The organism is Bradyrhizobium sp. 521_C7_N1_3 (genome assembly GCF_052075975.1).
Lineage (GTDB): Bacteria > Pseudomonadota > Alphaproteobacteria > Rhizobiales > Xanthobacteraceae > Bradyrhizobium > Bradyrhizobium japonicum.
Genome location: NZ_CP197232.1, coordinates 5,434,001 through 5,455,181, shown reverse-complemented (window position 1 = coordinate 5,455,181; position 21,181 = coordinate 5,434,001). Strand labels below are relative to the sequence as shown.

The 21,181-nt window shown below is 64.7% G+C and carries 30 protein-coding genes and 1 tRNA gene; 18 read left to right on the top strand and 13 right to left on the bottom strand.

Translation table 11 applies throughout. From position 1 onward, the window contains the following. Nucleotides 1-30: 30 nt before the first annotated feature. Nucleotides 31-483 carry a VOC family protein gene (locus AB7008_RS25330; protein WP_014495478.1) on the top strand — a complete coding sequence of 151 codons (453 nt, stop codon included), beginning with the start codon at nucleotides 31-33 and terminating at the stop codon, nucleotides 481-483. Nucleotides 484-837: 354 nt separating this feature from the next. After that, on the top strand, nucleotides 838-1,476 hold the full coding sequence (locus AB7008_RS25325; protein WP_441259702.1) for a glutathione S-transferase family protein: 639 nt from the start codon (nucleotides 838-840) through the stop codon (nucleotides 1,474-1,476). A gap of 132 nt (nucleotides 1,477-1,608) precedes the next feature. Here AB7008_RS25325 and AB7008_RS25320 read toward each other — a convergent pair whose 3' ends face one another. The 3 genes from AB7008_RS25320 to AB7008_RS25310 are packed head-to-tail and all read right to left on the bottom strand — an operon-like array spanning nucleotide 1,609 to nucleotide 2,338. Continuing rightward, on the bottom strand, nucleotides 1,609-1,776 hold the full coding sequence (locus AB7008_RS25320; protein WP_014495480.1) for a hypothetical protein: 168 nt from the start codon (nucleotides 1,774-1,776) through the stop codon (nucleotides 1,609-1,611). 5 nt (nucleotides 1,777-1,781) lie between these two features. Further along, nucleotides 1,782-2,027, bottom strand: coding sequence for a hypothetical protein (locus AB7008_RS25315; RefSeq protein WP_248883234.1), 246 nt, complete (start codon nucleotides 2,025-2,027; stop codon nucleotides 1,782-1,784). A gap of 56 nt (nucleotides 2,028-2,083) precedes the next feature. Then, nucleotides 2,084-2,338, bottom strand: a complete 255-nt coding sequence (locus AB7008_RS25310) for a PilZ domain-containing protein (protein WP_028161307.1) — start codon at nucleotides 2,336-2,338, stop codon at nucleotides 2,084-2,086. A 225-nt stretch (nucleotides 2,339-2,563) separates the two neighbouring features. On the opposite strand from AB7008_RS25310, the gene AB7008_RS25305 reads away from it, so the two are divergent. The 4 genes from AB7008_RS25305 (at nucleotide 2,564) to AB7008_RS25290 (ending at nucleotide 4,322) form a co-directional block, all read left to right on the top strand. Then, nucleotides 2,564-2,638, top strand: a tRNA-Glu gene (locus tag AB7008_RS25305). A gap of 131 nt (nucleotides 2,639-2,769) precedes the next feature. Continuing rightward, nucleotides 2,770-2,949, top strand: a complete 180-nt coding sequence (locus AB7008_RS25300; protein ID WP_441259701.1) for a hypothetical protein — start codon at nucleotides 2,770-2,772, stop codon at nucleotides 2,947-2,949. A gap of 266 nt (nucleotides 2,950-3,215) precedes the next feature. Beyond that, nucleotides 3,216-3,485, top strand: coding sequence for a hypothetical protein (locus AB7008_RS25295; RefSeq protein WP_248883232.1), 270 nt, complete (start codon nucleotides 3,216-3,218; stop codon nucleotides 3,483-3,485). 495 nt (nucleotides 3,486-3,980) lie between these two features. Continuing rightward, nucleotides 3,981-4,322 carry a hypothetical protein gene (locus AB7008_RS25290; protein ID WP_441259700.1) on the top strand — a complete coding sequence of 114 codons (342 nt, stop codon included), beginning with the start codon at nucleotides 3,981-3,983 and terminating at the stop codon, nucleotides 4,320-4,322. A 247-nt stretch (nucleotides 4,323-4,569) separates the two neighbouring features. Here the strand turns inward: AB7008_RS25290 and AB7008_RS25285 are convergent, their stop codons facing one another. Beyond that, nucleotides 4,570-4,794, bottom strand: a complete 225-nt coding sequence (locus AB7008_RS25285) for a hypothetical protein (RefSeq protein ID WP_041958236.1) — start codon at nucleotides 4,792-4,794, stop codon at nucleotides 4,570-4,572. A 188-nt stretch (nucleotides 4,795-4,982) separates the two neighbouring features. Here AB7008_RS25285 and AB7008_RS25280 point away from each other — a divergent pair, with 188 nt between their 5' ends. From AB7008_RS25280 to AB7008_RS25245, 8 genes are all read left to right on the top strand, one after another. Further along, complete coding sequence (locus AB7008_RS25280; protein ID WP_441259699.1) at nucleotides 4,983-5,642, top strand: hypothetical protein; 660 nt, start codon at nucleotides 4,983-4,985, stop codon at nucleotides 5,640-5,642. A 141-nt stretch (nucleotides 5,643-5,783) separates the two neighbouring features. After that, nucleotides 5,784-6,410, top strand: a complete 627-nt coding sequence (locus AB7008_RS25275; RefSeq protein ID WP_028161305.1) for a PilZ domain-containing protein — start codon at nucleotides 5,784-5,786, stop codon at nucleotides 6,408-6,410. Nucleotides 6,411-6,532: 122 nt separating this feature from the next. Beyond that, nucleotides 6,533-7,540 (top strand): acyl-CoA desaturase, encoded by a 1,008-nt coding sequence (locus AB7008_RS25270; protein WP_014495488.1) that lies wholly within the window; start codon nucleotides 6,533-6,535, stop codon nucleotides 7,538-7,540. 139 nt (nucleotides 7,541-7,679) lie between these two features. After that, complete coding sequence (locus AB7008_RS25265; protein WP_441259698.1) at nucleotides 7,680-7,937, top strand: hypothetical protein; 258 nt, start codon at nucleotides 7,680-7,682, stop codon at nucleotides 7,935-7,937. Between the two features lie 93 nt (nucleotides 7,938-8,030). Beyond that, nucleotides 8,031-8,186 (top strand): hypothetical protein, encoded by a 156-nt coding sequence (locus AB7008_RS25260; RefSeq protein WP_187387714.1) that lies wholly within the window; start codon nucleotides 8,031-8,033, stop codon nucleotides 8,184-8,186. 329 nt (nucleotides 8,187-8,515) lie between these two features. Continuing rightward, nucleotides 8,516-9,556 carry a PrsW family glutamic-type intramembrane protease gene (locus tag AB7008_RS25255; protein ID WP_014495490.1) on the top strand — a complete coding sequence of 347 codons (1,041 nt, stop codon included), beginning with the start codon at nucleotides 8,516-8,518 and terminating at the stop codon, nucleotides 9,554-9,556. A gap of 69 nt (nucleotides 9,557-9,625) precedes the next feature. Beyond that, nucleotides 9,626-10,204: an HdeD family acid-resistance protein gene (locus AB7008_RS25250; protein ID WP_041958244.1), complete on the top strand. Its 579-nt coding sequence runs from the start codon at nucleotides 9,626-9,628 to the stop codon at nucleotides 10,202-10,204. Between the two features lie 231 nt (nucleotides 10,205-10,435). Next, nucleotides 10,436-11,521 (top strand): 3-deoxy-7-phosphoheptulonate synthase, encoded by a 1,086-nt coding sequence (locus AB7008_RS25245; RefSeq protein ID WP_441259697.1) that lies wholly within the window; start codon nucleotides 10,436-10,438, stop codon nucleotides 11,519-11,521. Nucleotides 11,522-11,654: 133 nt separating this feature from the next. Here AB7008_RS25245 and AB7008_RS25240 read toward each other — a convergent pair whose 3' ends face one another. Genes AB7008_RS25240 through epmA form a run of 3 tightly spaced genes read right to left on the bottom strand, consistent with a single transcriptional unit; the run spans nucleotide 11,655 to nucleotide 14,111 of the window. After that, nucleotides 11,655-11,912 (bottom strand): hypothetical protein, encoded by a 258-nt coding sequence (locus AB7008_RS25240; protein ID WP_028161301.1) that lies wholly within the window; start codon nucleotides 11,910-11,912, stop codon nucleotides 11,655-11,657. 43 nt (nucleotides 11,913-11,955) lie between these two features. After that, a complete protein-coding gene (locus AB7008_RS25235; protein WP_441259696.1) occupies nucleotides 11,956-13,050 on the bottom strand; it encodes a lysine-2,3-aminomutase-like protein in 1,095 nt (364 codons plus the stop codon). Further along, complete coding sequence (epmA, locus tag AB7008_RS25230) at nucleotides 13,047-14,111, bottom strand: EF-P lysine aminoacylase EpmA (protein WP_441259695.1); 1,065 nt, start codon at nucleotides 14,109-14,111, stop codon at nucleotides 13,047-13,049. The genes AB7008_RS25235 and epmA overlap by 4 nt, the downstream gene beginning before the upstream one ends. Nucleotides 14,112-14,273: 162 nt before the next feature. Here epmA and efp point away from each other — a divergent pair, with 162 nt between their 5' ends. Continuing rightward, nucleotides 14,274-14,840: an elongation factor P gene (gene efp, locus AB7008_RS25225; RefSeq protein ID WP_028161298.1), complete on the top strand. Its 567-nt coding sequence runs from the start codon at nucleotides 14,274-14,276 to the stop codon at nucleotides 14,838-14,840. 44 nt (nucleotides 14,841-14,884) lie between these two features. Beyond that, entirely contained in the window at nucleotides 14,885-16,486 is a 1,602-nt protein-coding gene (locus tag AB7008_RS25220; protein ID WP_441259694.1) for a M23 family peptidase, read from the top strand. Nucleotides 16,487-16,517: 31 nt separating this feature from the next. Here AB7008_RS25220 and AB7008_RS25215 read toward each other — a convergent pair whose 3' ends face one another. After that, nucleotides 16,518-17,021: a cupin domain-containing protein gene (locus AB7008_RS25215; protein WP_248883224.1), complete on the bottom strand. Its 504-nt coding sequence runs from the start codon at nucleotides 17,019-17,021 to the stop codon at nucleotides 16,518-16,520. 32 nt (nucleotides 17,022-17,053) lie between these two features. Next, nucleotides 17,054-17,533 carry a carboxymuconolactone decarboxylase family protein gene (locus AB7008_RS25210; protein ID WP_441259693.1) on the bottom strand — a complete coding sequence of 160 codons (480 nt, stop codon included), beginning with the start codon at nucleotides 17,531-17,533 and terminating at the stop codon, nucleotides 17,054-17,056. Between the two features lie 54 nt (nucleotides 17,534-17,587). Here AB7008_RS25210 and AB7008_RS25205 point away from each other — a divergent pair, with 54 nt between their 5' ends. Continuing rightward, nucleotides 17,588-18,118: a MarR family winged helix-turn-helix transcriptional regulator gene (locus AB7008_RS25205; RefSeq protein ID WP_441259692.1), complete on the top strand. Its 531-nt coding sequence runs from the start codon at nucleotides 17,588-17,590 to the stop codon at nucleotides 18,116-18,118. 6 nt (nucleotides 18,119-18,124) lie between these two features. On the opposite strand, the gene AB7008_RS25200 is transcribed toward AB7008_RS25205, so the two are convergent. The 3 genes from AB7008_RS25200 to AB7008_RS25190 all read right to left on the bottom strand — a co-directional run bounded on the left by AB7008_RS25200 (nucleotide 18,125) and on the right by AB7008_RS25190 (nucleotide 18,983). Continuing rightward, complete coding sequence (locus AB7008_RS25200; protein WP_304489658.1) at nucleotides 18,125-18,313, bottom strand: hypothetical protein; 189 nt, start codon at nucleotides 18,311-18,313, stop codon at nucleotides 18,125-18,127. 84 nt (nucleotides 18,314-18,397) lie between these two features. Beyond that, on the bottom strand, nucleotides 18,398-18,649 hold the full coding sequence (locus AB7008_RS25195) for a hypothetical protein (protein ID WP_028161293.1): 252 nt from the start codon (nucleotides 18,647-18,649) through the stop codon (nucleotides 18,398-18,400). Between the two features lie 73 nt (nucleotides 18,650-18,722). Further along, a complete protein-coding gene (locus AB7008_RS25190) occupies nucleotides 18,723-18,983 on the bottom strand; it encodes a hypothetical protein (RefSeq protein WP_304489657.1) in 261 nt (86 codons plus the stop codon). 133 nt (nucleotides 18,984-19,116) lie between these two features. On the opposite strand from AB7008_RS25190, the gene AB7008_RS25185 reads away from it, so the two are divergent. Then, complete coding sequence (locus tag AB7008_RS25185; RefSeq protein WP_304489656.1) at nucleotides 19,117-20,346, top strand: lytic murein transglycosylase; 1,230 nt, start codon at nucleotides 19,117-19,119, stop codon at nucleotides 20,344-20,346. 6 nt (nucleotides 20,347-20,352) lie between these two features. On the opposite strand, the gene AB7008_RS25180 is transcribed toward AB7008_RS25185, so the two are convergent. Beyond that, nucleotides 20,353-21,150, bottom strand: a complete 798-nt coding sequence (locus AB7008_RS25180; RefSeq protein ID WP_248883220.1) for an aldolase — start codon at nucleotides 21,148-21,150, stop codon at nucleotides 20,353-20,355. Between the last annotated feature and the right edge of the window lie 31 nt (nucleotides 21,151-21,181).

Sequence of the window (21,181 nt, the reverse complement as noted above, 5' to 3'; positions counted from 1 at the left end):
AAACCCCATCCGTTCAAGGGAGCAACAACCATGCGTTATCTCCACACCATGCTGCGCGTGCGCAATCTCGATGTCGCGCTGAAGTTCTACCAGGATGCTCTGGGCTTGAAGGAGGTGCGGCGGATCGAGAATGACAAGGGGCGCTTCACGCTCGTCTTCCTGTGCTCGGCGGACGATCTCGAGGCGCTGAAGAAGCAGCCGCAGACGCGCGGCGCGCCGCTGGTCGAGCTCACCTACAATTGGGACGAGGAGAAATACGGCGAGGACCGCTTCTTCGGCCATCTCGCCTATGAGGTCGACGACATCTACGCCACCTGCGCGCAGCTGATGAAGGCCGGCGTCACCATCAACCGGCCGCCGCGCGACGGCAACATGGCCTTCGTCCGCTCGCCGGATCTGCACTCGATCGAGCTGCTGCAGAAGGGCGAGCCGAAGGCGCCGGCCGAGCCCTGGTCGTCGATGCCGAATACCGGCCATTGGTAGGCTCGCGCCGCAGGAACCAGCCCTCGCGACCCGTGTTGTCCCTCCGACATAACGATTGGAGGAGGACGCAATGGGACGAGGACTGTTGCTGTGGATGCTTGGCGTGCCGATCCCGGTGATCATTCTGTTGTGGCTGTTCTTCGGCCACTGATCATCGGGCTCGATCTGCCAGGTTCGATTCGTTAAGTTCGATTTGCCATGCTCAACTAGCCAAGTTCAACTTGCCGAGTTGACTTGCAATGAAAGCTCCGCCGACGGCGGAGCTTTTTGCATGAGGGGCGCGCCGCAATCGCCGTCGCTCCGCCTGAGGAATTCCGCTATCACGCGCGCCAAAGCGAAACGCGGGAGGACTTCATGCCGGATACCAAGCGGACGATCTGGGGCCGCGCCAACTCGGTCAACGTGCAGAAGGTGCTGTGGTGCCTCGCCGAGCTCGACCTGCCCTATGAGCGCATCGATGCCGGCATGGCGTTTGGCAAGACCCGCGAGGCCGACTATCTCGCGATGAATCCCAATGCGCGGATCCCGACGCTGGTCGAGGGCGACTTCGTGCTGTGGGAATCGAACTCCATCATGCGCTATCTCTGCCTCGCGCATGGCCGCGGCACGCCGATCTATCCGGAGGCCATCAAGCACCGCACCTCGGTCGACCGCTGGCTCGACTGGACGCTGTCGATGGTGCAGCCGGTCGACCGCCCGGTGTTCTGGGGCATCGTGCGCACGCCGCCCGCCGAGCGCGACATGATCAAGGTGCAGCAGGACGCCGATGCCGCCGCCGAGGTCTGGGCCATCGCCGACCGCCTGCTCTCGTCGCGCCGCTTCATCGATGGCGACCAGTTCACGCTGGCCGACATCGCGATCGGCGCCTATGCGCGGCGCTGGCTTGGGGTCGAGGGCATCACCCGTCCGGCGCAGCCGCATCTGACCCGCTGGCTCGCCGAGCTCGGCGAACGGGGCGGATTTGCCCAGTTCGTCGCACCGCCGATGTCGTGAGCCGGCGGCGCGGCCCAAGCTGCGCTGAGCGCGCGATGAATCGTCGTCATGGCGCACGCATCAAGCGTCGCGCCGGGACTTGACGGCTACTGTGCATGGGGTTGTTTTCGCAGTTTTTGTTTGGGGTGGTGCCTAGCGCCAGCCGCGCTCGACCAGCAGCACGCAGATGATCAGCACCAGCGTCACGGCGGCGGTGGCGAGCTTGGCCGTCCAGCTCAGGCCGCGGCCGACCCACAACAAGAGCGCGCAATACATCACGAAGGGGACGATGATGTCGGGCCGCATGAGATCCGGCGGCATCGGCTTCAGCGCCTGACCGTGGTCTCGACGCTGATCGAGCCGCCGATCTTCACACAGGTCCCGGTGCCCTCGACCATGACGAAGCGCGGGCCGTAGGAGGCGCAGGAGCCGGCCTTCGCCGTGCCGCCTGTCCCCTTCAACGGCAGAGCCTTGCCGGCCTGCGGCCGCTCGGCGGGCGGAAGGCGCAGGGCCTCGGCCGCGGCCGCGGAGGTGGCCAGCAAGGAGATGAGGATGAGGAGCGGCGCGCGCATGCAGCCGTTCTAGCCCGGACCGGCGCCGCGCGCCATCCGGGTCGCCTCGTCCGGGATCAGATGAACTTGACGCCGGCCGAGTTGCCGCGGCGCCAGACCACCTGGCAGCTCCGCCCGGTGCGGGCATCGCGCGCGAACGCCATCCGGATCACGCCCGGGAGCTGGCTCGCGTCCTCGTCCAGCGTGATCTTCGCGCCGGTATCGGAGATGTCCTGGACCAGGCAATGCCGCGCCGCGAATCCGCCGTCGAGCGTGATCCAGGCGTGCCGCGACAGCGATTTGCGGGCCGCGCGCTTCTTGGGCTGGGGCATGGACAAAATTTCTCCGGTTCCAGCGCTAGCTCAGGGCCCCTAAGAAACCGTTGAAATCACCCGCGAATGTAACGGGGACCGACGCTATCCACCGGTGCCAAAAGACCGGTCCCGAACGGCTTGCCCACGGCGCCAAAGGCCACTATACGTTCGCCCGCCGCAGCCGCCGGGCACGACTCGAGTGGCCGGCGGCCGTGTCGCGAAAAGCGGCGCGGCCTTGTGTTTGCTCCCTTCGTCTATCGGTTAGGACGCCACCCTTTCACGGTGGAGAGAGCGGTTCGATTCCGCTAGGGAGCGCCAACGCGCCAAGCGCGCAAAAATCCATCTACAAAATCAGACTCTTACGGAACGGTCTAAATGGCTGTTACACACCCTATTGCACAGTTCTCGACAATATTTGTTCTTTCTACGTTCGCGTGCATAGTCCTACCATGACCGCCCTCACCCGCCGCCGCGCCGACAATCCTCACGAGGAGGCTTGGCACATTTATTTCGACGACATCCGCATCGGCGCGATCGGCACCCGCGGCGTGCCCGTGCACGCCGATCAATGTGGATGGTCTGTCGGCTTCTATCCCGGCATGGGCCAGGCACCGGGCGAAGGGGCATAGCCGCCATCTTCGAAGCCGCGCGCGAGGCTTTCGAGACCGCATGGTCGGAACTGGAGCCGAGCATTCTTCGCCGAATGGCGCCGCGATCGCGGCCGGCGGACCGCGGTAGCGGCCAAGCCGGCGCGGGGCGAGAAGCTCGACAGCGAGTTCCGGAGCACGCTGATGCGCTGCGTCTGCGGGATCACATTCGACAGCTGGAAACCGGCGGAGAGTTACCAGCACCGCGCGCATATCACCGCCGCGCGGGCGGTCAATGGGACACGCCGATGAAGCACGCCGAAGAACGTCCCTATGCGGACCCGGAGGCGGCCGCACGCAAGCTCGTCGAGCTCGCAGCGAGCGTCGAGGATGTCCAAGGCGGGCGCATCTACATCGAGCGCATCAACGCGTCATTCATGTTCAAGCTGAAGGGTGGCGGCAGCGAGTTCGGCGTCGGGCTCAAATACGCGATCGAGCGCGGCTGGCTGTCAAAACACGAAAGCGGCACCTACGTGGGGCTGATGCCGCCCGGTGAAGATCTGCTGGCTCGCAAATAGGAAGGTCCTGGCCGACATAGGCCGCCAACTGAGGCTGCCTTACCTCTGCTCGTTCCTCGCGAGGGAAGCCAGTCTATCCAGTTGGCCAGCCAAACGTACGAAACTTCGGCCGATGTTTTTCAAGGCGGCTGCGCGATCCCTGGAAATGCTGCCTTCGCCAGAAAGTCTCTTATAGTGTTCAGCATGTTCTCGGCACTCAGCAATGCTGATCAATGGCTCAGGCTTCCTGTTGCCCGCGCCGGACGTGGAAGAGCATTCCCCAACTGGCTTGCCTTCTACCATGTTAGGATCGATCCCTTAAATCAGCTTCGGACACTGATTAGATACGGACAGCGCCGGCTTGAGTTTTGAAAAGGAACCACAGCGGCGGACGAATATCTGAGTCGTCGCTGGCTCGCCGCCAGCTGGCGGAGCAGCCCCGGCCTACGCCCTGGAGCCCGGGCCGTCTCCCGCCTTGTCATATCGGAGTAGCGTACGCGTTCCTCGCCCTCGATCGTGCCCGCCGACCACCTCGACCGCGACATCTATCTAGTGCTTGAAGACTTCGGTGCGCGCGCTGGCTGCGCTTGGCGTGAATCTGATCAGGCTGACACCGACCTCGAGACGGTCCTGCAAAATCTCCTGTCCGGCCAGTACGCTTATCCGGTCCGAATTGTATCCTTCAATCCCGTCGAGGGGGCGTCGCGAGATGCGACTTCCGAGGTCGCCGACGCACTGGCCCAGCGCGCAGCCGATACCGATGCTGAGGTCTCGTCCGCACTGCAAGATTTCATTGCCGCTAACGCCACAAGGCGCTTCGACATGCAGCTCGCGCTGCCCTTGCCCGCGGTTGCCTGATGCCCAGCGAGAAGAGCCGCTGGCCGCTGCTGGGGCCACAACGTGCACGAACTGTGATGATCTCGGCTAGGTTTGCGAGAACCACCCGGACCGTCCTTGGGATGGCCCACGAGGCTGCACCTGTGGCGGCGCTGGCGCACCCTGCCCGGCCTGCAACGCTGCTGGCGAAGGTGAAGTGCCGTGCATCCCGGAAGGCGTTCGGGGGAGATCGACAAGGACGGCTGGCGACATTGAACGGCCGCCCAATCTACATCTGCCAGACGGTCGCCTCCTCGTGTGTCCATGCTGCGTAGAGAGCGCGGATCGCCTTCAGGCGGTCGTGGTAGCCGGGCGGTTGACCAGCCTTGACGTACCGGGCCTGAATACGGAGAGACCAGCGGGCCATGGAGGCGCCCAGCCGCTGCGCCACCACCCACGCAACCCCGGCGACGACAGCAATGACGATGCTGTAGGCAATTATCTTGGGCAACATTCCAAGCCTTTCAATCAAAAGGCTGCAACTAATGAGTGTGGGGCATCGCTGTCTATCGGTATTTGTACGGACTGCTAGGGAGCGCCATCATCCGGCCCGATCGGGTGATACGGCGAAATCCGCCGCCCCTCCATGAACCTCCCCGCCCCTGACCGACGACCAATGTCCCGTTGGAACCGGTACAGGCCATGGTGCAGCATAAATCCCCCTCGGACCGCCAGACCGGCGCTGCCTCGCCGGCACCGCCGTCCTGGATGCACCGTACTGCGCCCTACGCACCGGAGCGGCGCGCCAGAATGCTGGAGCACATGGCACGCGCCCGATCGCTTCCGCAGCCCCAGGCCGTGACCGCGACCGCGCCGCCGCGCACGAGCGGCGCGGACATTCTCGGCGATGCCTTCGGCTATTTGGTTTTGTTCGGCATCATCGCCCTGCTCTTCCACTCGCGCGTTCCGCTCTATCTCGGCGCCTTCCTCTTCCTCACCGACGGCGAGCGCATCGAACACGCGCTTGTAACGGTCGGCATCCGGTTCGAGCCGGATACGGTCGGTCCCGACATCATCAAGGGCTTCGCATCCCTGTTCGGATGGTTCGCACTGCTTGCATCGTTGAAAGCTTCCCTCCCGGCCTGGCTCGCGGCATGGATGCCCACGGACACATCCTGGTCCACGATTGCCTGCATCGCCGTCGTGTTCGCGACCGTCGAAGCGTCTGCGGGGCTGGCGATGCGGCACGCATTGCCGTGGTTCGGATTCCAGATCAGGCCGGACAGCCTGACCGCGACGGCGATCAGGCTCCTCATGGCCCTTGGCCTGCTCGCCTTGCTGGTGCTGCTCGGATCTATCTGAGCGGCACACAATGACGATGTCGTGAGACGGCCGGGCCGTTTACCGGAAATTTACCCCTGCTATTTGATCGGCGTATCGTTTGCTTAGACGTTGCCCGCTACCGTGATTTTACGGAAACAATCCGAAACACGATTGGCGTTCATGTCCGTCTCAGAGTTCCTCAGGCAGCGCGCAGTGGAGGTCAGCGTGAGCGGCAGCTACTCGCTGCCGCGCTGGTACGATTGCGAGGGCCAGCTGCGCACCTTCGCCTGCCGCACCAAGCGTGTCTCCCCGTTCCGCATGATCGTCGACGTGCCTGTCGTCGGCAAGGTCGGCGAGCGCGTGACCTCCTATTTCCAGGACTTTGGCGAATTCCAGTGCACCATCAGCGCGACGCTGAAGGCGGGATTCCTGATGGAGCTCGACATGACGCGGGAGCGGCGCGCCTGGATGTCGGAAAAGCTGACCTGGCTGGAGAAGAAGCAGAAGGACGCCAGCATTCAGGACCTGCGCAATGACGCGCGCTTCGTTCCCCAAGTCTCGCACACCTTTCTGACGCTCGCCGACGGCAGCACCCATGCCTGCTTCATCATCGACGTCTCCACGGCCGGCGTCGCGATATCCTGCGAATACGACCCGCAGATCGGGACCCCGCTTGCGGTCGGCGCATGCGTCGGGCGCGTCATTCGCAAATTCGACAACGGCTTTGCGGTCAAGTTCGCCGAGAAGCAGCAGCAGGACGACCTCGTCCGCCTGGTCGTCCGTACGCCCATGCTGCAATCGGCCTGAACCGGCCCGATCGATTTTAACTCAACTTTAACTAAATACTGGAGGTGTCGATCCCCGCGCGCTAGGGTGTGACCCAGCACGTCCGCAATCACTGCGGGCCCCGAGTTATTGGAAGTCCCGGAATGTCCATTGCTGAGTTCGCCCCGGCAGAGACCGCCCAAAACGCGCCTGCCGCCGCAAAGCCGCAGCTCCCGCCCGGCGTCATCACTGAAGGCCCGCTCGTCCAGGCGAAGTTGCGCGAAAGCTATCTTCTCCTCGGTATTCTCTACGTCGGCGCTGTCGCGGGTATCATCTGGGCCATTACCCAAGGCGTCGGCAAGGTGGAGCTGTTTACCTTCGCCTGGATGTTCGCGCTGACGACGTTCGGCATCGGTGCCGGCATGCACCGCCTGTTCGTCCATCGCAGCTTCCGCACCGGCCCGATCATGCGCGTCTTCTTCTGCGCCATCGCCCAGATGGCGGTGCAGGGCTCGATCGCGAAATGGGTCGCCAACCACCGCCGCCACCACCTCTATGCCGATGACGTCGGCGATCCCCACAGCCCGCAATTCGACGGCTTCGGCAATCGCTATGTCAGCGCGCTCAAGGGCTTTTTGCACGCCCAGGGCAGCTGGGTGTTCGACCAGGCGACCACCGACAACGAATACTATGCCAAGGACATTCTCGCCGATCCCATCGCGATGTTCTTCGTGCGCACGCGCTGGGTCTGGTACGGGATGTCCGGCGTCTTCATTCCCGCCGTAATCGGCTACACCTTCGGCGGCGTGCACACCATGATCGGCTGCGTGCTGTTCTCCGGCCTGCTCCGCTGTTACCTGCTGATCCTCACCAGCCAGCTCACCGGCTCGGTCTGCCACGCCTACGGCTATCGCCGCTTCGAGGTCGAGGACGCCTCGACCAACGAGTTCGTGACCACGATCCTCACCTTCGGCGAGGGCCTGCACAACAACCATCACCGCTTCCCGCGGGACGCCTATATCTCGCACGCCTGGTGGGAGATCGATCTCAACGGCCTGATCATTCTGGGCATGGAGAAGATCGGCCTCGTCCACGACGTCTTCCACGCCTCGCACCGTCAGCTCGAGCTGGCGTCCGAAGCGGAGGCGCAGGCAGCCACGACGGCGCGCTAAAGGCGGCAGGCGGCGGCCATTCCTCCGGCCGCCTTTGCCTCCGCTCCGCTGCCCTATCGCGGCCCCATTGCGGGATCAGCTTTTGAGGGTCTGTGCCTCGTGCCGGACCTCATTTGCAGACTTGCGATCGGGGGACCGAATGGCAGTCAACAAGATTACGGTCAATAAGATCACTTGGGACAGGGTTGGCCGGGTCACCGAGCCCGGACGCTACATGTACACGTTCGGCTGGCTGACGATCACAGCCGGCGACCTCGATATCTGGAAGCAATATCCGCAAGCCGCCTTCACGCTGCTCGCGGACCACGCCGAACCGGACATGGCCGTCGGCCAGGAATTCCATCTCGGCGCCTTCGACATCGCGCCGGACGCACCTCCGCCGTTCACCACGCATTGAAGCGCGGGAAACGCCGGCCCAAATCGCGTGCGCGCAGCGCGCGGCGCAGGCGACTGAGGGAACGCATGGCATGCACGTTGCTTAATCAACGTCATGATGCACATCCCCGCCGTCGACCAGGCCTTCCTGCTGCTGCTGATCGTCTTCTGCCTTGGCACGTGCCTCGTACGCGCCTTCTGGGAGCTGGAGCAGGTGCGGGCACGCCGGGTCGCTGCGCCGCCCCGCGGGCGCACAACGAAGCGTGACTAGGCCGGTTGGTCTGGCCTAGCGTTGTCCAGGCGGCAGCCACGCCGCCTCTGGACTCGCCGCTCAGTCACGTGCATCGTGAATCGAAGAAACCTGCACAGTGCCTTGATCTAACTTGCCAATCGCGGTCCGGTGACGAGCGCGGACCGCTGCCATCGATGACGAATTGCTTCTGTCATGTAGTTGATTGTGCTCGTCTTCTACACGTTCGGTGCCGATCCCGATGAACGCCGGCTGTCGCGCCTGTTAAGTGACGCGACAGCAAATGCATGACACATGGTCGCATCGGTAGACGTAGATAAGCAGATCAAGGGAACCTATTTTCGGCGCCGATGTACCTGATTGAAGCTTTGCCCACTGTCATCGGAACTGCCGCCATCGCCCCGGCGCTGCTGATGCTGTGGCTCGTCATTGCCGCCGAGGAGCGTCCGGGACCGCCGGCCCAGGTCTGGACTGCGTTCCTGCTCGGCGCGGCCAGCATTTCGCTGCTGGGCCTTGCCCGCGCGCCCTTCGCCAAGATGGTTGCAGCCCCTGACAATCCCTGGGCCGCGCTCGCCATGCATTCCGTCTTCGGGGTCGCACTGCCCGAGGAAGCGGTCAAGGTGATCGCCATCGTGCTGGTCTCCTCGACCAAGCGGCGGACCTTCGCTAATCCGATGGACACCGTGGTCTATGGCGCCGCGGTCGGCCTCGGCTTCGCCGCCTACGAGAATCTCGCCTACCTCGTCCAGCACGCCGAGATGTGGCGCTCGCTGGCCGCCCTGCGCAGCGTGCTGACCGTGCCGTTCCACGGTGCGCTCGGCATCATCGCCGGCGCCTACCTGACCATCGCGCGCGCCGGCACGGCGCTGGGTGCCAACCGCCACCATCGCGACTGGGCCCGCCTCTCCAGCCGCCTGCTGATCTTCGCAGGCCCGGTCGCGCTGCATTCGGCCTTCGACTTCCCGCTGCTGACCTTGCAGCGGATGCCCGATCTCGATCCGACGCTGCGGATGTGGCTCGGCGGAGCGAGCCTGCTGATCGGCTTCAGCTCGATTGCCTTCGCCATCCGCCTGGTGCGGCGGGTCGCGCGCCATCACGCGCCGAGGACCGATATCGCGCGGGAGCGGCTCAGCCAGCTGCGCCGGATGTGGGCGCTGCTGCTCGCCGGCGGCGGCGTCGGCTTTCTCGGCCTCGCCTTCGTGCTGACCTCGATCCATCACTGGCTGATCAATCCCGAGCGCAATCTGACGCTGGCCCTGATCCCGATCGGCTTCGTCTCGATTCTGCTCGGCCTCGCGCTCCTGATCGTCACGATCGCGATCTACATTCTCGGCCGCAACCGCGTTCGCACCAGCGGCGAAGGTTTTTCGTCAGCGCACGGCGGCGGTTGAGCCACGGGATGGCAAGCGCGGTGTGTGCATATTAGATTGAGCACACATCTTTCGATCTGGAGCCTGCCGATGACATCGCCTGAGGATTTTTCCCGGCTGCAATCCGCCATGAGCCAGACGGTCAAGGCGCATTGGAAGGCCTTCCTGTTCGAAGGCATCCTGCTTGCCGTACTCGGTGTCGCCGCGCTGATCCTGCCGCCGCTCGCGAGCCTTGCGATCACGATCTTTCTCGGCTGGATGTTCCTGGTCAGCGGCATCGGCGGACTGATCGTGACCTATTGGGCGCGCAGTTCGCCGGGGTTCTGGTGGTCGCTGATCTCGGCCGCGCTGGCCGTGCTCGCCGGCATGCTCCTGCTGGCCCGACCGATGCAGGCCGTGCTGACGCTGACCATCGTGCTCGGCGCCTACTTCCTCGCCGAGGGCGTCGCCACCATCATGTATGCGCTGGAGCACCGCCGCGATTTGAGCAGCCGGTGGACGTGGCTCCTGATCTCGGGCCTCGTCGACATCGCGATCGCGTTCATGGTGATCACGGGGCTGCCGAGCTCGGCGGAATGGGCGATCGGCATCCTCGTCGGTATCAATTTGCTGTTCGGCGGCGCCAGCCTGATCGGCATGGCGCTGGCGGCACGCAACAGCAACAGTTGAGGCGCCTCGCGGCCCCTCGCGCCGATTGGGGGGTGACAACCCGGCAATCGCACGCTATATGGGCGGCCATGATCACCCTCGTCACCAGCTATTTTTGGTATTTTAGCTACGACAGCTCGCTGGCGGCAGGAGGATCGCGCTCAATCTGAATATTGAAGCAAACGTCCGAACAAGCCGCCAGACCTGGCGGCTTTTTTATTGCCGGCAGGTTCAAACAAACAGGAGCCCGCCGTGCTGAGCACGACCGACGATCTTCGTATCCGCGAACTGAAAGAGCTGAGCACACCGGAAGAGGTGATGCGGGAAGTCCCGCGCACGCTCACCGCAACGCGTGTGGTGATGGCGGCGCGCAACGCCATCCATGCCATCCTCAACGGCCAGGACGACCGCCTGCTGGTCGTGGTCGGCCCCTGCTCGGTGCACGATCCCAAGGCCGCGCTCGAATATGCCGAGCGCCTCGCGAGCCTGCGCGAAGACCTTGCCGACCAGCTCGAGATCGTGATGCGGGTCTATTTCGAGAAGCCGCGCACCACCGTCGGCTGGAAGGGCCTGATCAACGATCCTGACCTGGACGGCAGCTTCGACATCAACAAGGGCCTGCGCCTGGCGCGCAACGTGCTGTCCGCGGTGAACAATCTCGGCCTGCCGGCCGGCACCGAATTCCTCGACATGACGACGCCCCAATACATTGCAGACCTCGTGTCCTGGGCCGCGATCGGCGCGCGCACGACCGAGAGCCAGATCCATCGCGAGCTGGCCTCGGGGCTGTCCTGCCCGGTCGGCTTCAAGAACGGCACCGACGGCAATGTGCGCATCGCGGCGGACGCGGTAAAGTCGGCCTCGCATCCGCATCATTTCATGGCGGTGACCAAGCTCGGCCGCTCGGCGATCGCCTCGACCGCGGGCAACGAGGATTGCCACATCATCCTGCGCGGCGGCAGCAAGCCGAACTACGATGCGGCAAGCGTCGCGGCGGCCTGCAACGACCTGGCCAAATCCGGCGTCGCGCCGTTGGTGATGGTGGATGCGAGCCACGCCAATTCGAGCAAGAAGCCGGAAAACCAGCCGCTGGTCATGGCCGACATCGCCGGCCAGATCTCGGGCGGCGAGAACCGCATCATGGGCGTGATGATCGAGAGCAATCTCGTCGCCGGCCGCCAGGACGTGGTGCCGGGCAAGCCGCTGACCTACGGCCAGAGCATCACGGACGGATGCATCGACTGGGCGACCACGGCAACCGCGCTCGAGCAGCTCGCTGACGCGGTCGAAATCCGGCGCAACACGCAGCGCGCGGGGCTGCACGAGCGTTCGGCGTAAGGCCAAAGGCAACGCGGGCGGGGCGAGCTGTCGCGCCCTGCCCGCCCCCAGCGGCTCATTGTTTGAGCTCCGCGCAAACGCGTCCCGCGTTTGTCGCGAGGGAAAACCGCTTCATGCTTTTCCGGATCATGCTCTAGCAGCCGCGGCAGATGCTCTTGATCTTCTTGTCGAGCGCTGCGTCTTCCTTGTTCACGGGATTGTTCGGATCGCTCAGATTCTTCTCGTTCGGCACATCGCTGGCGCGCGGCTGACGATGGCCGATGGGTGCCTGCGGCACCGATCCCGACGTGGCGCCGCCGGATGTCGACCCCTTGGAGTTGCCGGGCTGTGCAACCGCCGCGCCGCCCAGCAAGACCACGAGCGACGCTGCCACCACCATGATCTTCTTCATGTCCGTTCCTCCATTCTCAAACCCGCGTTCTCTGCATCGCCGCTCATGCCTCGGGCGGATAGAGATGAACGTCGCCGCAATAATCTACGATACGATAGCGCGTTTCCGTCTCCGCTTCACGTGCGTCGGCTGCGGTATTTTGCACCGCCAACACATAATTCGGCCCGACCGGCGATTTGCCGGCGCCGCCAGGAATGTCGATGACGTAGTCGGGCTGACACAGTCCTGACACCCGTCCGCGCAACTGCCGCATCAAATCCTGTCCCTCGGCCAGCGTCGTTCGCAAATGCACGGTGCCCGGCGCGAGATCGCCGTGATGCAGATAGTAGGGCTTGATCCGGCATTCGACGAAAGCTCGCATCAAATCCGACAAAGCGGCAATGCTGTCGTTAACGCCGCGCAAAAGCACGGACTGGCTCACCATGGGAATCCCGGCATCGGCGAGCCGCGCAAAGGCCGCGCGCGCAGGCCCCGTCAACTCGCGCGCATGGTTGGCATGCACCGCGACCCAGGTGGTCGCGCCCTCGACCTTGAGCGCCGCGACCATTTCGTCGCTGATGCGCGCGGGATCTGCCACCGGCACGCGGGTGTGAAGGCGGATGATCTTGACGTGATCGATTCCCGCGAGATCGGCCATGATCTCGCCCATCCGGCGCGGCGACAGCATCAAGGGGTCGCCGCCGGTCAGGATCACCTCCCAGATCTCGCCGTGCGAACGGATGTAGTCGATCGCCGCGCCATAGGCCCCGTCCGAGAGCGCGTTCTCCTTGCCGGGCCCGACCATTTCGCGGCGGAAGCAGAAGCGGCAATAAACCGCACAGACGTGAACGAGCTTGAACAGCACGCGATCGGGATAGCGATGCACGATGCCCTGCACCGGCGAGTGTGGGTGATCGCCGATCGGATCCGCGCTCTCGCCTGGCTGCATCTCCAATTCCGCGACCGTCGGAACGAATTGCCGCGCGATCGGATCGTCGGGATCGGACGTGTCGATCAGCTCGACCAGCGCCGGCGTGATCGCCACCGCATAGCGCGCGGCGACACGTTCGAGCGCGGGCAGCGCTTCGGCCGGTGCAAGCTGCGCGGCCACAAGTTCGGCCGGCTCACGCAGGGTGCGTGCAAGGTTGGTCTTCGTCATGTCTCACTTAACGTTTCATTTGCAGGCGGTGTCCACACCACCTGATCGATCCGCGCTGCGCCGCTCGCCAGCATCACCAGCCGGTCGAAGCCGAGCGCGACACCGCTTGCTTCCGGCATTTCGGCGACGGCGGCCAGGAAATCCTCGTCCAGCGGATAGGCCTCGCCATAGCGGCGCTGCTTCTCCGCCATCGACTCCGTGAAGCGCTTGCGCTGTTCCTCGGCGTCGGTCAACTCGCCAAAGCCGTTGGCGAGCTCGACGCCGCAGGCATAGACCTCGAACCGCTCGGCGACCCGCGGGTCATCGGCCTTCACGCGCGCCAACGCCGCCTCTGGAGATGGGTATTCGAACAGAATGGTCAAACGCCCCTGCCCCAGATGCGGCTCGACATGCTCGACCAGGACCTTGCTGAAGATGTCGGACCAGGTGTCATCCTCCGCCACGCGGACCTTGCCGCCAGCCGCCTGCGCGAGTGCCGCACGGTTACCCTCGCCGCACGAGATTGTCGACAGCAGGTCGATCCCAGCGAACCGCTCGAAGGCGCCGGCGACGGTCAGGAGCTCCGGTTCCGCGAAGGGATCGGCGGTCCGGCCGCGGAAGGAGAACGTCCCGATTCCCGTCGCCTGCGCGGCGCGGGCGATGACCACGACGGTGTCCGCCATGATGGCATCATAGGGGGCGCGAGCCCGATACCATTCCAGCATGGTAAATTCCGGCAGATGCAGGTCGCCGCGCTCGCGATCACGGAACACCCGTGCGAATTCGAAAATCCGCTCCTCGCCCGCCGCCAGCAGCTTCTTGCAGGCGAATTCCGGCGAGGTCCGCAAGTACCGGCTGGCACGGCTGCCATCCGGCCGCATGATCTCGGTCCGGGGGGCGTGCAGATGGGTTTCGTTCCCCGGGGAGACCTGAAGGACCGAGGTTTCGACCTCGAGGAACCCCTGCTCGGCGAAAAAGCCCCTGAGAGACCCGGTAATGGCCCCCCTGGCCTGAAGGAACGGCCGCCGGTCAAGGTGCCGCCCGGGCGACCAGAACGGCGAAATCGGCTTGTCCCCAACCATCAACCGACCGCTCCCCGGCCCAGCAAAGTGCTGGCATCCAACGGCAAAATCAGTATGTTGCGCCCCGAAACGGGCGCCGCGGTCCGATTTGAGACCCCGAGTCCCCCCGAGATTTGACCACGTCCTGGCCCGAGCCGGGCCAAGCAAGCAGGAAATATAGCTTTGAGAGTCATCGCCAGTTCTATTCGCAAGGGCAACGTGATCGAGCAAGACGGCAAGCTTTATGTCGTCGTGAGCGCCGAGAACATCCATCCCGGCAAGGGCACCCCGGTCAGCCAGATCGAAATGCGCCGAATCTCGGACGGGGTAAAGATCTCCGAGCGCTACAAGACCACCGACCAGGTCGAAAAGGCCACGATCGAAGAGCGCAACTACACCTTCCTGTATGAAGATGGCGACGGCTACCACTTCATGAACCCGGAGACCTACGACCAGGTCCAGGTCTCCAAGGACGTGGTCGGCGACGCGGCCTCCTATCTTCAGCCAGACATGACCGTCAAGCTGTCGACCCACGACGTCAACGTGGTCTCGCTCGCGCTGCCGCAGCGCGTGACGCTGGAAGTGGTCGAGACCGAGCCGGTGACCAAGGGCCAGACCGCTTCGTCGTCCTACAAGCCGGCGGTGCTCTCCAACGGCGTCCGCACCACCGTTCCCCCGCACATCGCGGTCGGCACCCGCATCGTGGTGATGACCGAAGACGGCTCCTACTCCGAGCGCGCCAAGGACTAACGGAGAGCGGGACGATCGGAACAGGCGCCGCCGGGGGCGAGACAGTGGTTGGGAGGAGTTTCCGCTTCGTCTCGCTTCTTCTGGCGACGCTTTCGCCGCTCATTGCCACGCCGCTCGCTGCGGATGAGATCCGCAGCCCTTCGCTCACGGCCCTGCGCGTCGATTGGCGCGCAGCGCTCGACCAGCTCCGCGCCGAGGTCACCAGCCGTCCCCAGATCGCGGGCGACTTCATCTTCGCACCCCGCCGTTCGGTGCCACGCTACGATCCGCGCGCGATGCCCGCGCTGGTGCAGCTCAACGCGGTCTCATCGCAATTCTTCACCGGTATCGCTCGCAGCTCCGTACCTGTGCTGGTGCCGTTCGATGCTGCCGCATATCTCGAGGCGCAGCGCAACCGCGCACCGGGGACACTCGCGCTTTCGCGCTACCAGGCCGATTTCAATCCCGTCGACATGTTCGATGCCGGCCCCTCGGGCTACAGCGCCAGCTTCTCGCTCGAACCCGGCGCCGGCGACGGCATGCCGAGCCGCGTCTACGCAAGGCCGGTCGAGGTGCAGATCACGGGCTCGGCACTCGTTTACGACGTCGCCGATCCCACCGGCGGCAAGGGTGAGCAGGTCAAGCCGCTTGCAACAACCTATCCGGACCTGCGCAGGTTCATCCGAGAGGGCTATGTCCGCTACGCCTTCACCCGCTTCGGCGTTGCCTATGTCGTCTCCATCCAGTGCCTGGACAGCATCGCAAAGCCGCGGAGGCTCGCCTGCAAGGAAGCCTATCCGGTTGCCGAGCGCTTCCTGAAAGGGCTCCGCGTCGCCGGCGGCCAGCGCATGCGGCCGCTCACGGACATGGCCTCCAGCATCATCGATCGTCCTTCCGCGCGTTCGCCGGATTTCACCTACCGACCGAGCGGCGACATCATCCCGAACACCGGTTATCGCAACAAGGCCGGCCATCCGGATGTGATGGCCTATGCGCAGATCCGTTTTCCGCTCGAAAAGGCGCCCGCCTTCGTGCGTTCGCAATCCTACGGCAAGCGCGACAAGAGCGACGGCCCGACGGCCTATCCCTGGCGCGACAATTTCTGCGAGTCCCGCAGTTTCGAGGTCTGGCAATGCGGCGGCGGTTATGGCCACCAGGGCGAGGACATCCGCGCCGCCGAGTGCCCACCGCCCGGCGAAGGCCGCGAACCCTGCGATCCCAAGCAGCGCGGCGTCGTCGCGGTGCGCGACGCCATCGTGATCCGCGGCGTCAAGGATCAGGCCGCGACGCTCGAGGTCAACAGCCGGACCGAGCATATCCGCTTCCGCTATATGCACATGAACCCGCAGGCGCTGACCGCCGACGGCATGCTCAACGGCCGCATCGTCACCGAAGGCGAGAAGATCGGCGTCGTCTCCAACTATCTCGACCATCCCGCCGGCACATCGATGCATTTGCATTTCGACGTGCAGGTCTTTACCCGCGACGGCTGGATCTGGGTCAGCCCTTACCTCACGCTGGTCTCGGCCTACGAACGCCTGATCCACGCCCGCGGCCGCGAAGTCGGCCCGGAGATCGCCGGCACGCCGCAGCCGGTGGCGCATGCGTTGCCGGAGGACGTGATCAAGCCGGACCTGCGGGAGGGATCGAGCGGTGAGGAGAATTGAGCGGCGAACTCGCTCATGCGGCCGCTACGGACTACTCCAACAGCGTCGTCAGCTGCGCGCCCTCGTCCGCCACGAACACCGCGATCAATTCCGCCGGCTCGGTCGCGCTGGCATTGGCCGAGACCAGATGCGTCGATCCCGGCGGCTCGAAGAAGGACTGGCCGACACCAAATGTCTCGACAGGACCGCCGCCAAGCTGGGAACGGATTTCACCCTTGGTGATGTAGGCGGTCACCGAACCCGCGTGACGATGCGGCCGCGAGAATCCGCCGGGACCGTAGAACACACGCACGATGGTGACGCGCTTGCCCGGGACGTTCGGCAGCGCGTAGGAGCCGATCGGCTCGACCTTGTCGAGCGGCGAACTCTCCGGCGCGGTCGCGCAGAGCGGCGCCAACGCGCCGGACACCGCGTCCATCGTCACCGGCAACGCCTTGCCGATCGCAAGCGCGCAGGCGAGCCCGCCGACGACGGCCAGCGCCATCGAGCGCGATGGCACCGGACGCTGCGCATGGATCAAACTCATTGCAGTCATGATAACCTCCCCTTGTTTTCTCGTTGTTGCAATCAAGATGTCGCAGCGCTCGCTGCGACCGGCCGCTTCGGCGGCGTCCAGCGATACGCGGCACCAAAGCGGTTCCAGGCGTTGATCGAGGCGACCGCCGAGGTCAGGTACATCAGCTCGGTCTCGGAGAATTCGCCGGAAGCCTCCGCATAGACTTCTTCACTGACGCCATCGGGCAGGAAGGTCAGCGCCTCCGCCCAGGCCAGCGCGGCCCGCTCGCGCGCGGAAAAGACCGGCGCCTCGCGCCAGACCGCGACCAGATTGAGCTTGTCCACGGGCACGCCGATCCGCTCCGACAACAGGATATGGTGCTGCACGCAGAAGGCGCAGCCGTTGATCTGCGAGGCGCGCAGCTTGACCAGCTCGAGCAGCTGCTTGTCGAGCCCAGCCTTGGCGGCCACCTGGCCGAGCGCCAGCACAAGCTCATACGCATCGGGCGCGATCTTCTTGAAATCCTCGTACTCGCTGCGGGCGTGTGACATTGGCGTTCACCCTCGTGTATTATAAGACTGCTTACATATTATAAGAGCTCTTATATGTCACGCAAGACCGCTGCCATCACGAAATCGAAGGCCTCGCGGAAGCCGGCCGCGCCTGCCGAAATCGCCGCCGTTCGCGTGCCCGCGCCCGGCGAAGGCAAGCGCGGCGAGCAAGGTTATCTCGGCTATCTGCTGCGACAGGCCCATGCCGCGGTCCGCTTGACGATGGAACGGACGCTCGCCGACCTCGGCGTGACGTCGCCGCAATTTGCCGTGCTGACCATGCTGAACGCCTATCCGGGCCTCTCCGGCGCCGACGTCGCCCGGCTCACCTTCCTGACCCCGCAGACGGTCGGCGTGATCATTCGCAACCTCGATCGCGACGGTGCGATCGTGATGACGCCTCATCCGGTCCATGGCCGGATCCAGCAATGGACGCTGACGCAGCGGGGAACGACGCTGTTGAAGGCATGCAGGGAGCGCGTGATCGCGCTGGAGAAGCGTCTTGCGGCAAATCTGGACGCCAAGACAGAGGCCGCGATCCGGCGCTGGCTCGCCGGCATCGCCGCCGATTTGCAGGAGGACTAACCGGCTTTAGCCGCCACCGCCTCCGTCACCACCGCAGCCGCCGTCGCCGCCACCGGCATCCGAGAAATCGCTGACGGCGCCGTCGCCCTGAATGCCGCGGCCAAAGTTCTCGGCGATGATCATCAGGATCACGACAAACAGCCCGGCACCGAACGGCCAAGGATTGCTACGGATGATGTCGAACAGCTCCCGCATGAGCGCATTCTGGGCAGACGGAAGCAAACCGACCGTAAAGCGACAGGCTCAAAATTGGGGATATCGGGGCAAGCCTAAGGACGCTCAGCCGCCCTTCAACGCTTTCTTTACCTCGCCGTCGGGCCAGGCATCGCCCGCCGCGCTCACGCGCACGCGGCTCTGATCGGCGGCATTCACCAGCACATGCGAACTCGTCCGATCGCCGCTCGGCTCGAGACGCAGATCGGTTTCGGGCTTCCAGCTCAACGTGGTCGCGAGATCGCCGGGATAGATCCGCCATTGCGATCCGTCGTCGAGTTCGACGACATGGCTTTCCGCATGTGCCCGTATCTTCATTCCACCTCGAATTCTCGATGAGCAGACTGCGTGCAGAAGGCGGGCCCCGGCGTTCGGCCGGGGCCCTGCTCCGTCAGTCGTTGTCGTGATGAATCACGGTCTTGCTGCGATTGCCGAATTCATCTTCCTTCTTGATCACCGTGGTACGGTCGGCGGGCTCGCGCTCCCTGATGACCGTGGTGCGGTCGCGATCGCGGTCCCGCTCACGATATTCGTGGGACTGTCCGACCGTCACGCCGGCACCGACCGGGCCGACGTGAACGCCGACGTCGTCGGCGAATGCAGGGGCGGCGATGGCCGTGACCATGGCGGCGGCAAACAGATATCTCTTCATATTCATCCTCCAGTGTATGCGGGGGGAATGCGTGACTGCGACACTTTGTTCCGGCGGAACGCGGCGCGATGGCCTGTTCCCGGTGTTCCAGGAACCGGCCCACAGCAGCCGTGATTCCCGCTAGAATGGGTCCATGAAACAAGCTGATTCCTCTGCCAATCACAGCCGCCGCGCCCTGCTTCGATCCACGCTCGGCGCAGCCGCACTCATCACATTTCCCACGCGGCTTCTCGCCGCGCCTCCCGGCTTCGACGAATGGCGCGAGGGTTTTCGTGCACGCGCCATGGCGAAGGGCATTTCGGCCGCGACCTGGCAGCGCGCGATGGCGCGGGTCGAGCCCGACATGAGCGTGTTCAAGCAGATGCGCAACCAGCCCGAATTCCACGAGCAGATCTGGCAATACATCAACCGCCGCGTCTCGGACTGGCGCATCATCAACGGCAAGATCGCGCTGAAAAACAACGAGGCGCTGCTCGCGCGGATCGAGCGCGATTTCGGCGTGGAGCGCGGCACGCTGCTGGCGCTGTGGGGCGTGGAGTCGGCCTATGGCGATCCGCTGGTGCAGCAGAACCACATGACGCCGGTATTCCCCTCGCTCGCCGCGCTCGCCTGGAACGAGCCGCGCCGCAAAGCCTATTGGGAGACCGAGCTGATCAACGCGCTGCGCATCGTCGACAAGGGCTGGAGCACGCCGGAGCAGATGCAGGGCTCCTGGGCCGGCGCGATGGGGCATTCGCAATGGATGCCGGAGGTCTGGCTCAATGTCGGCATCGACTATGACGGCGACGGCAAGGTGTCGCCGTTCGGCAAGCCCGACGACGCGCTGGGTTCAACGGCAAAGTACCTGGTCAATCGCGGCAAGTGGCGCCGCGGCGAGCACTGGGGCTACGAGGTCCGCGCGCCCGGCGATATGAGCGGCAACCGGACCTACGCGGCGTGGGCATCGGCCGGCGTCACCCGCGCCGACGGCCAGCCGTTTCCGCAACCGAATGCATCCGCGCAAATGTGGACGCCGGTTGCGGGCGGGCCGACGTTCCTGCTCGGACCGAATTTCTATTCGGTGAAGAGCTACAATCCCTCGATGAACTATGCGCTCGCGATCTGCCATCTCGGCGACCGCTGCCTCGGCGCGCCGCCCTTCATCCAGCCCTTCCCCGGCTCAGAGCGCGCGCTGACGCTCGCCGAGGTGCAGGAGATGCAGACGCGCCTGACGAAGGCCGGGTTCGACACCGGCGGCACCGACGGCCGTGTCGGCAACGACACCATGAAGGCGATCAAGGATTTTCAGCAGCGCGCGGGGATCACGCCCGCCGATGGCTATGGCGGGCTGAAGGTGCTGGCGAAGCTGCGGCAGGGGTCGTAACTCGCCTCAGTGCCGGTACTGCGGCTCTTCCGCGTCGAGCTGCCGGCGGATCGCGGCGAGATGCAATCGCGCGGATTCGGAATCGCCTTCGCGCATCTGCCTGTAGGTTTCCGCCGCGATCGCGGGATCGACCGGCAGCACCTTTCGTCCCGTCGACATCGCCAGCACCTGCACCTCGGCGGCGCGCTCGAGATAATAGAGATCGTCCCAGGCCTCCGCGATGGTCGGTGCCAGCACCATCACGCCGTGATGCTTCATGAAGACGATGTCGGCATCGCCCACCGCGGAAGCGATGCGCGCGCCTTCGCGGTTGTCGAGCGCGAGGCCGTTGTAATCGCGGTCCACTGCGGTGCGGCCGTAGAATTTCAGCGCGGTCTGGCCGGCCCAGATCAGGGGATCACCCTCGGTCATCGACAACGCGGTGGCGTAGGGCATGTGGGTGTGGAAGGCGACCTTGGCGCGCGGCAGGCGCTTGTGCATCTCGGCGTGGATGTAGAACGCGGTCGCTTCGGGTACGCCCTCACCGTCGAGCACGTTGCCGTGGAAATCGCAGATCAGCAGCTTTGACGCCGTCAGCTCGCGGAAGGCGTAGCCGTATGGATTGACCAGGAAGAGATCGTCGTGGCCCGGCACCACGGCCGAGAAATGGTTGCAGATGCCTTCTTCAAAACCTTTGCGCGCGGCCATGCGGAAGCAGGCCGCGAGGTCCTCGCGCGCGGTGCGGATCGCGTCGGTGGCGAGATCAGGCCGGTTCGAGCGGAACGGCGCAGGTGCGGATGAGGAGGATTGAAGGCTGTGCGCCATGGCGAAGGGAACCTCTATCGGTCGGAAGAGG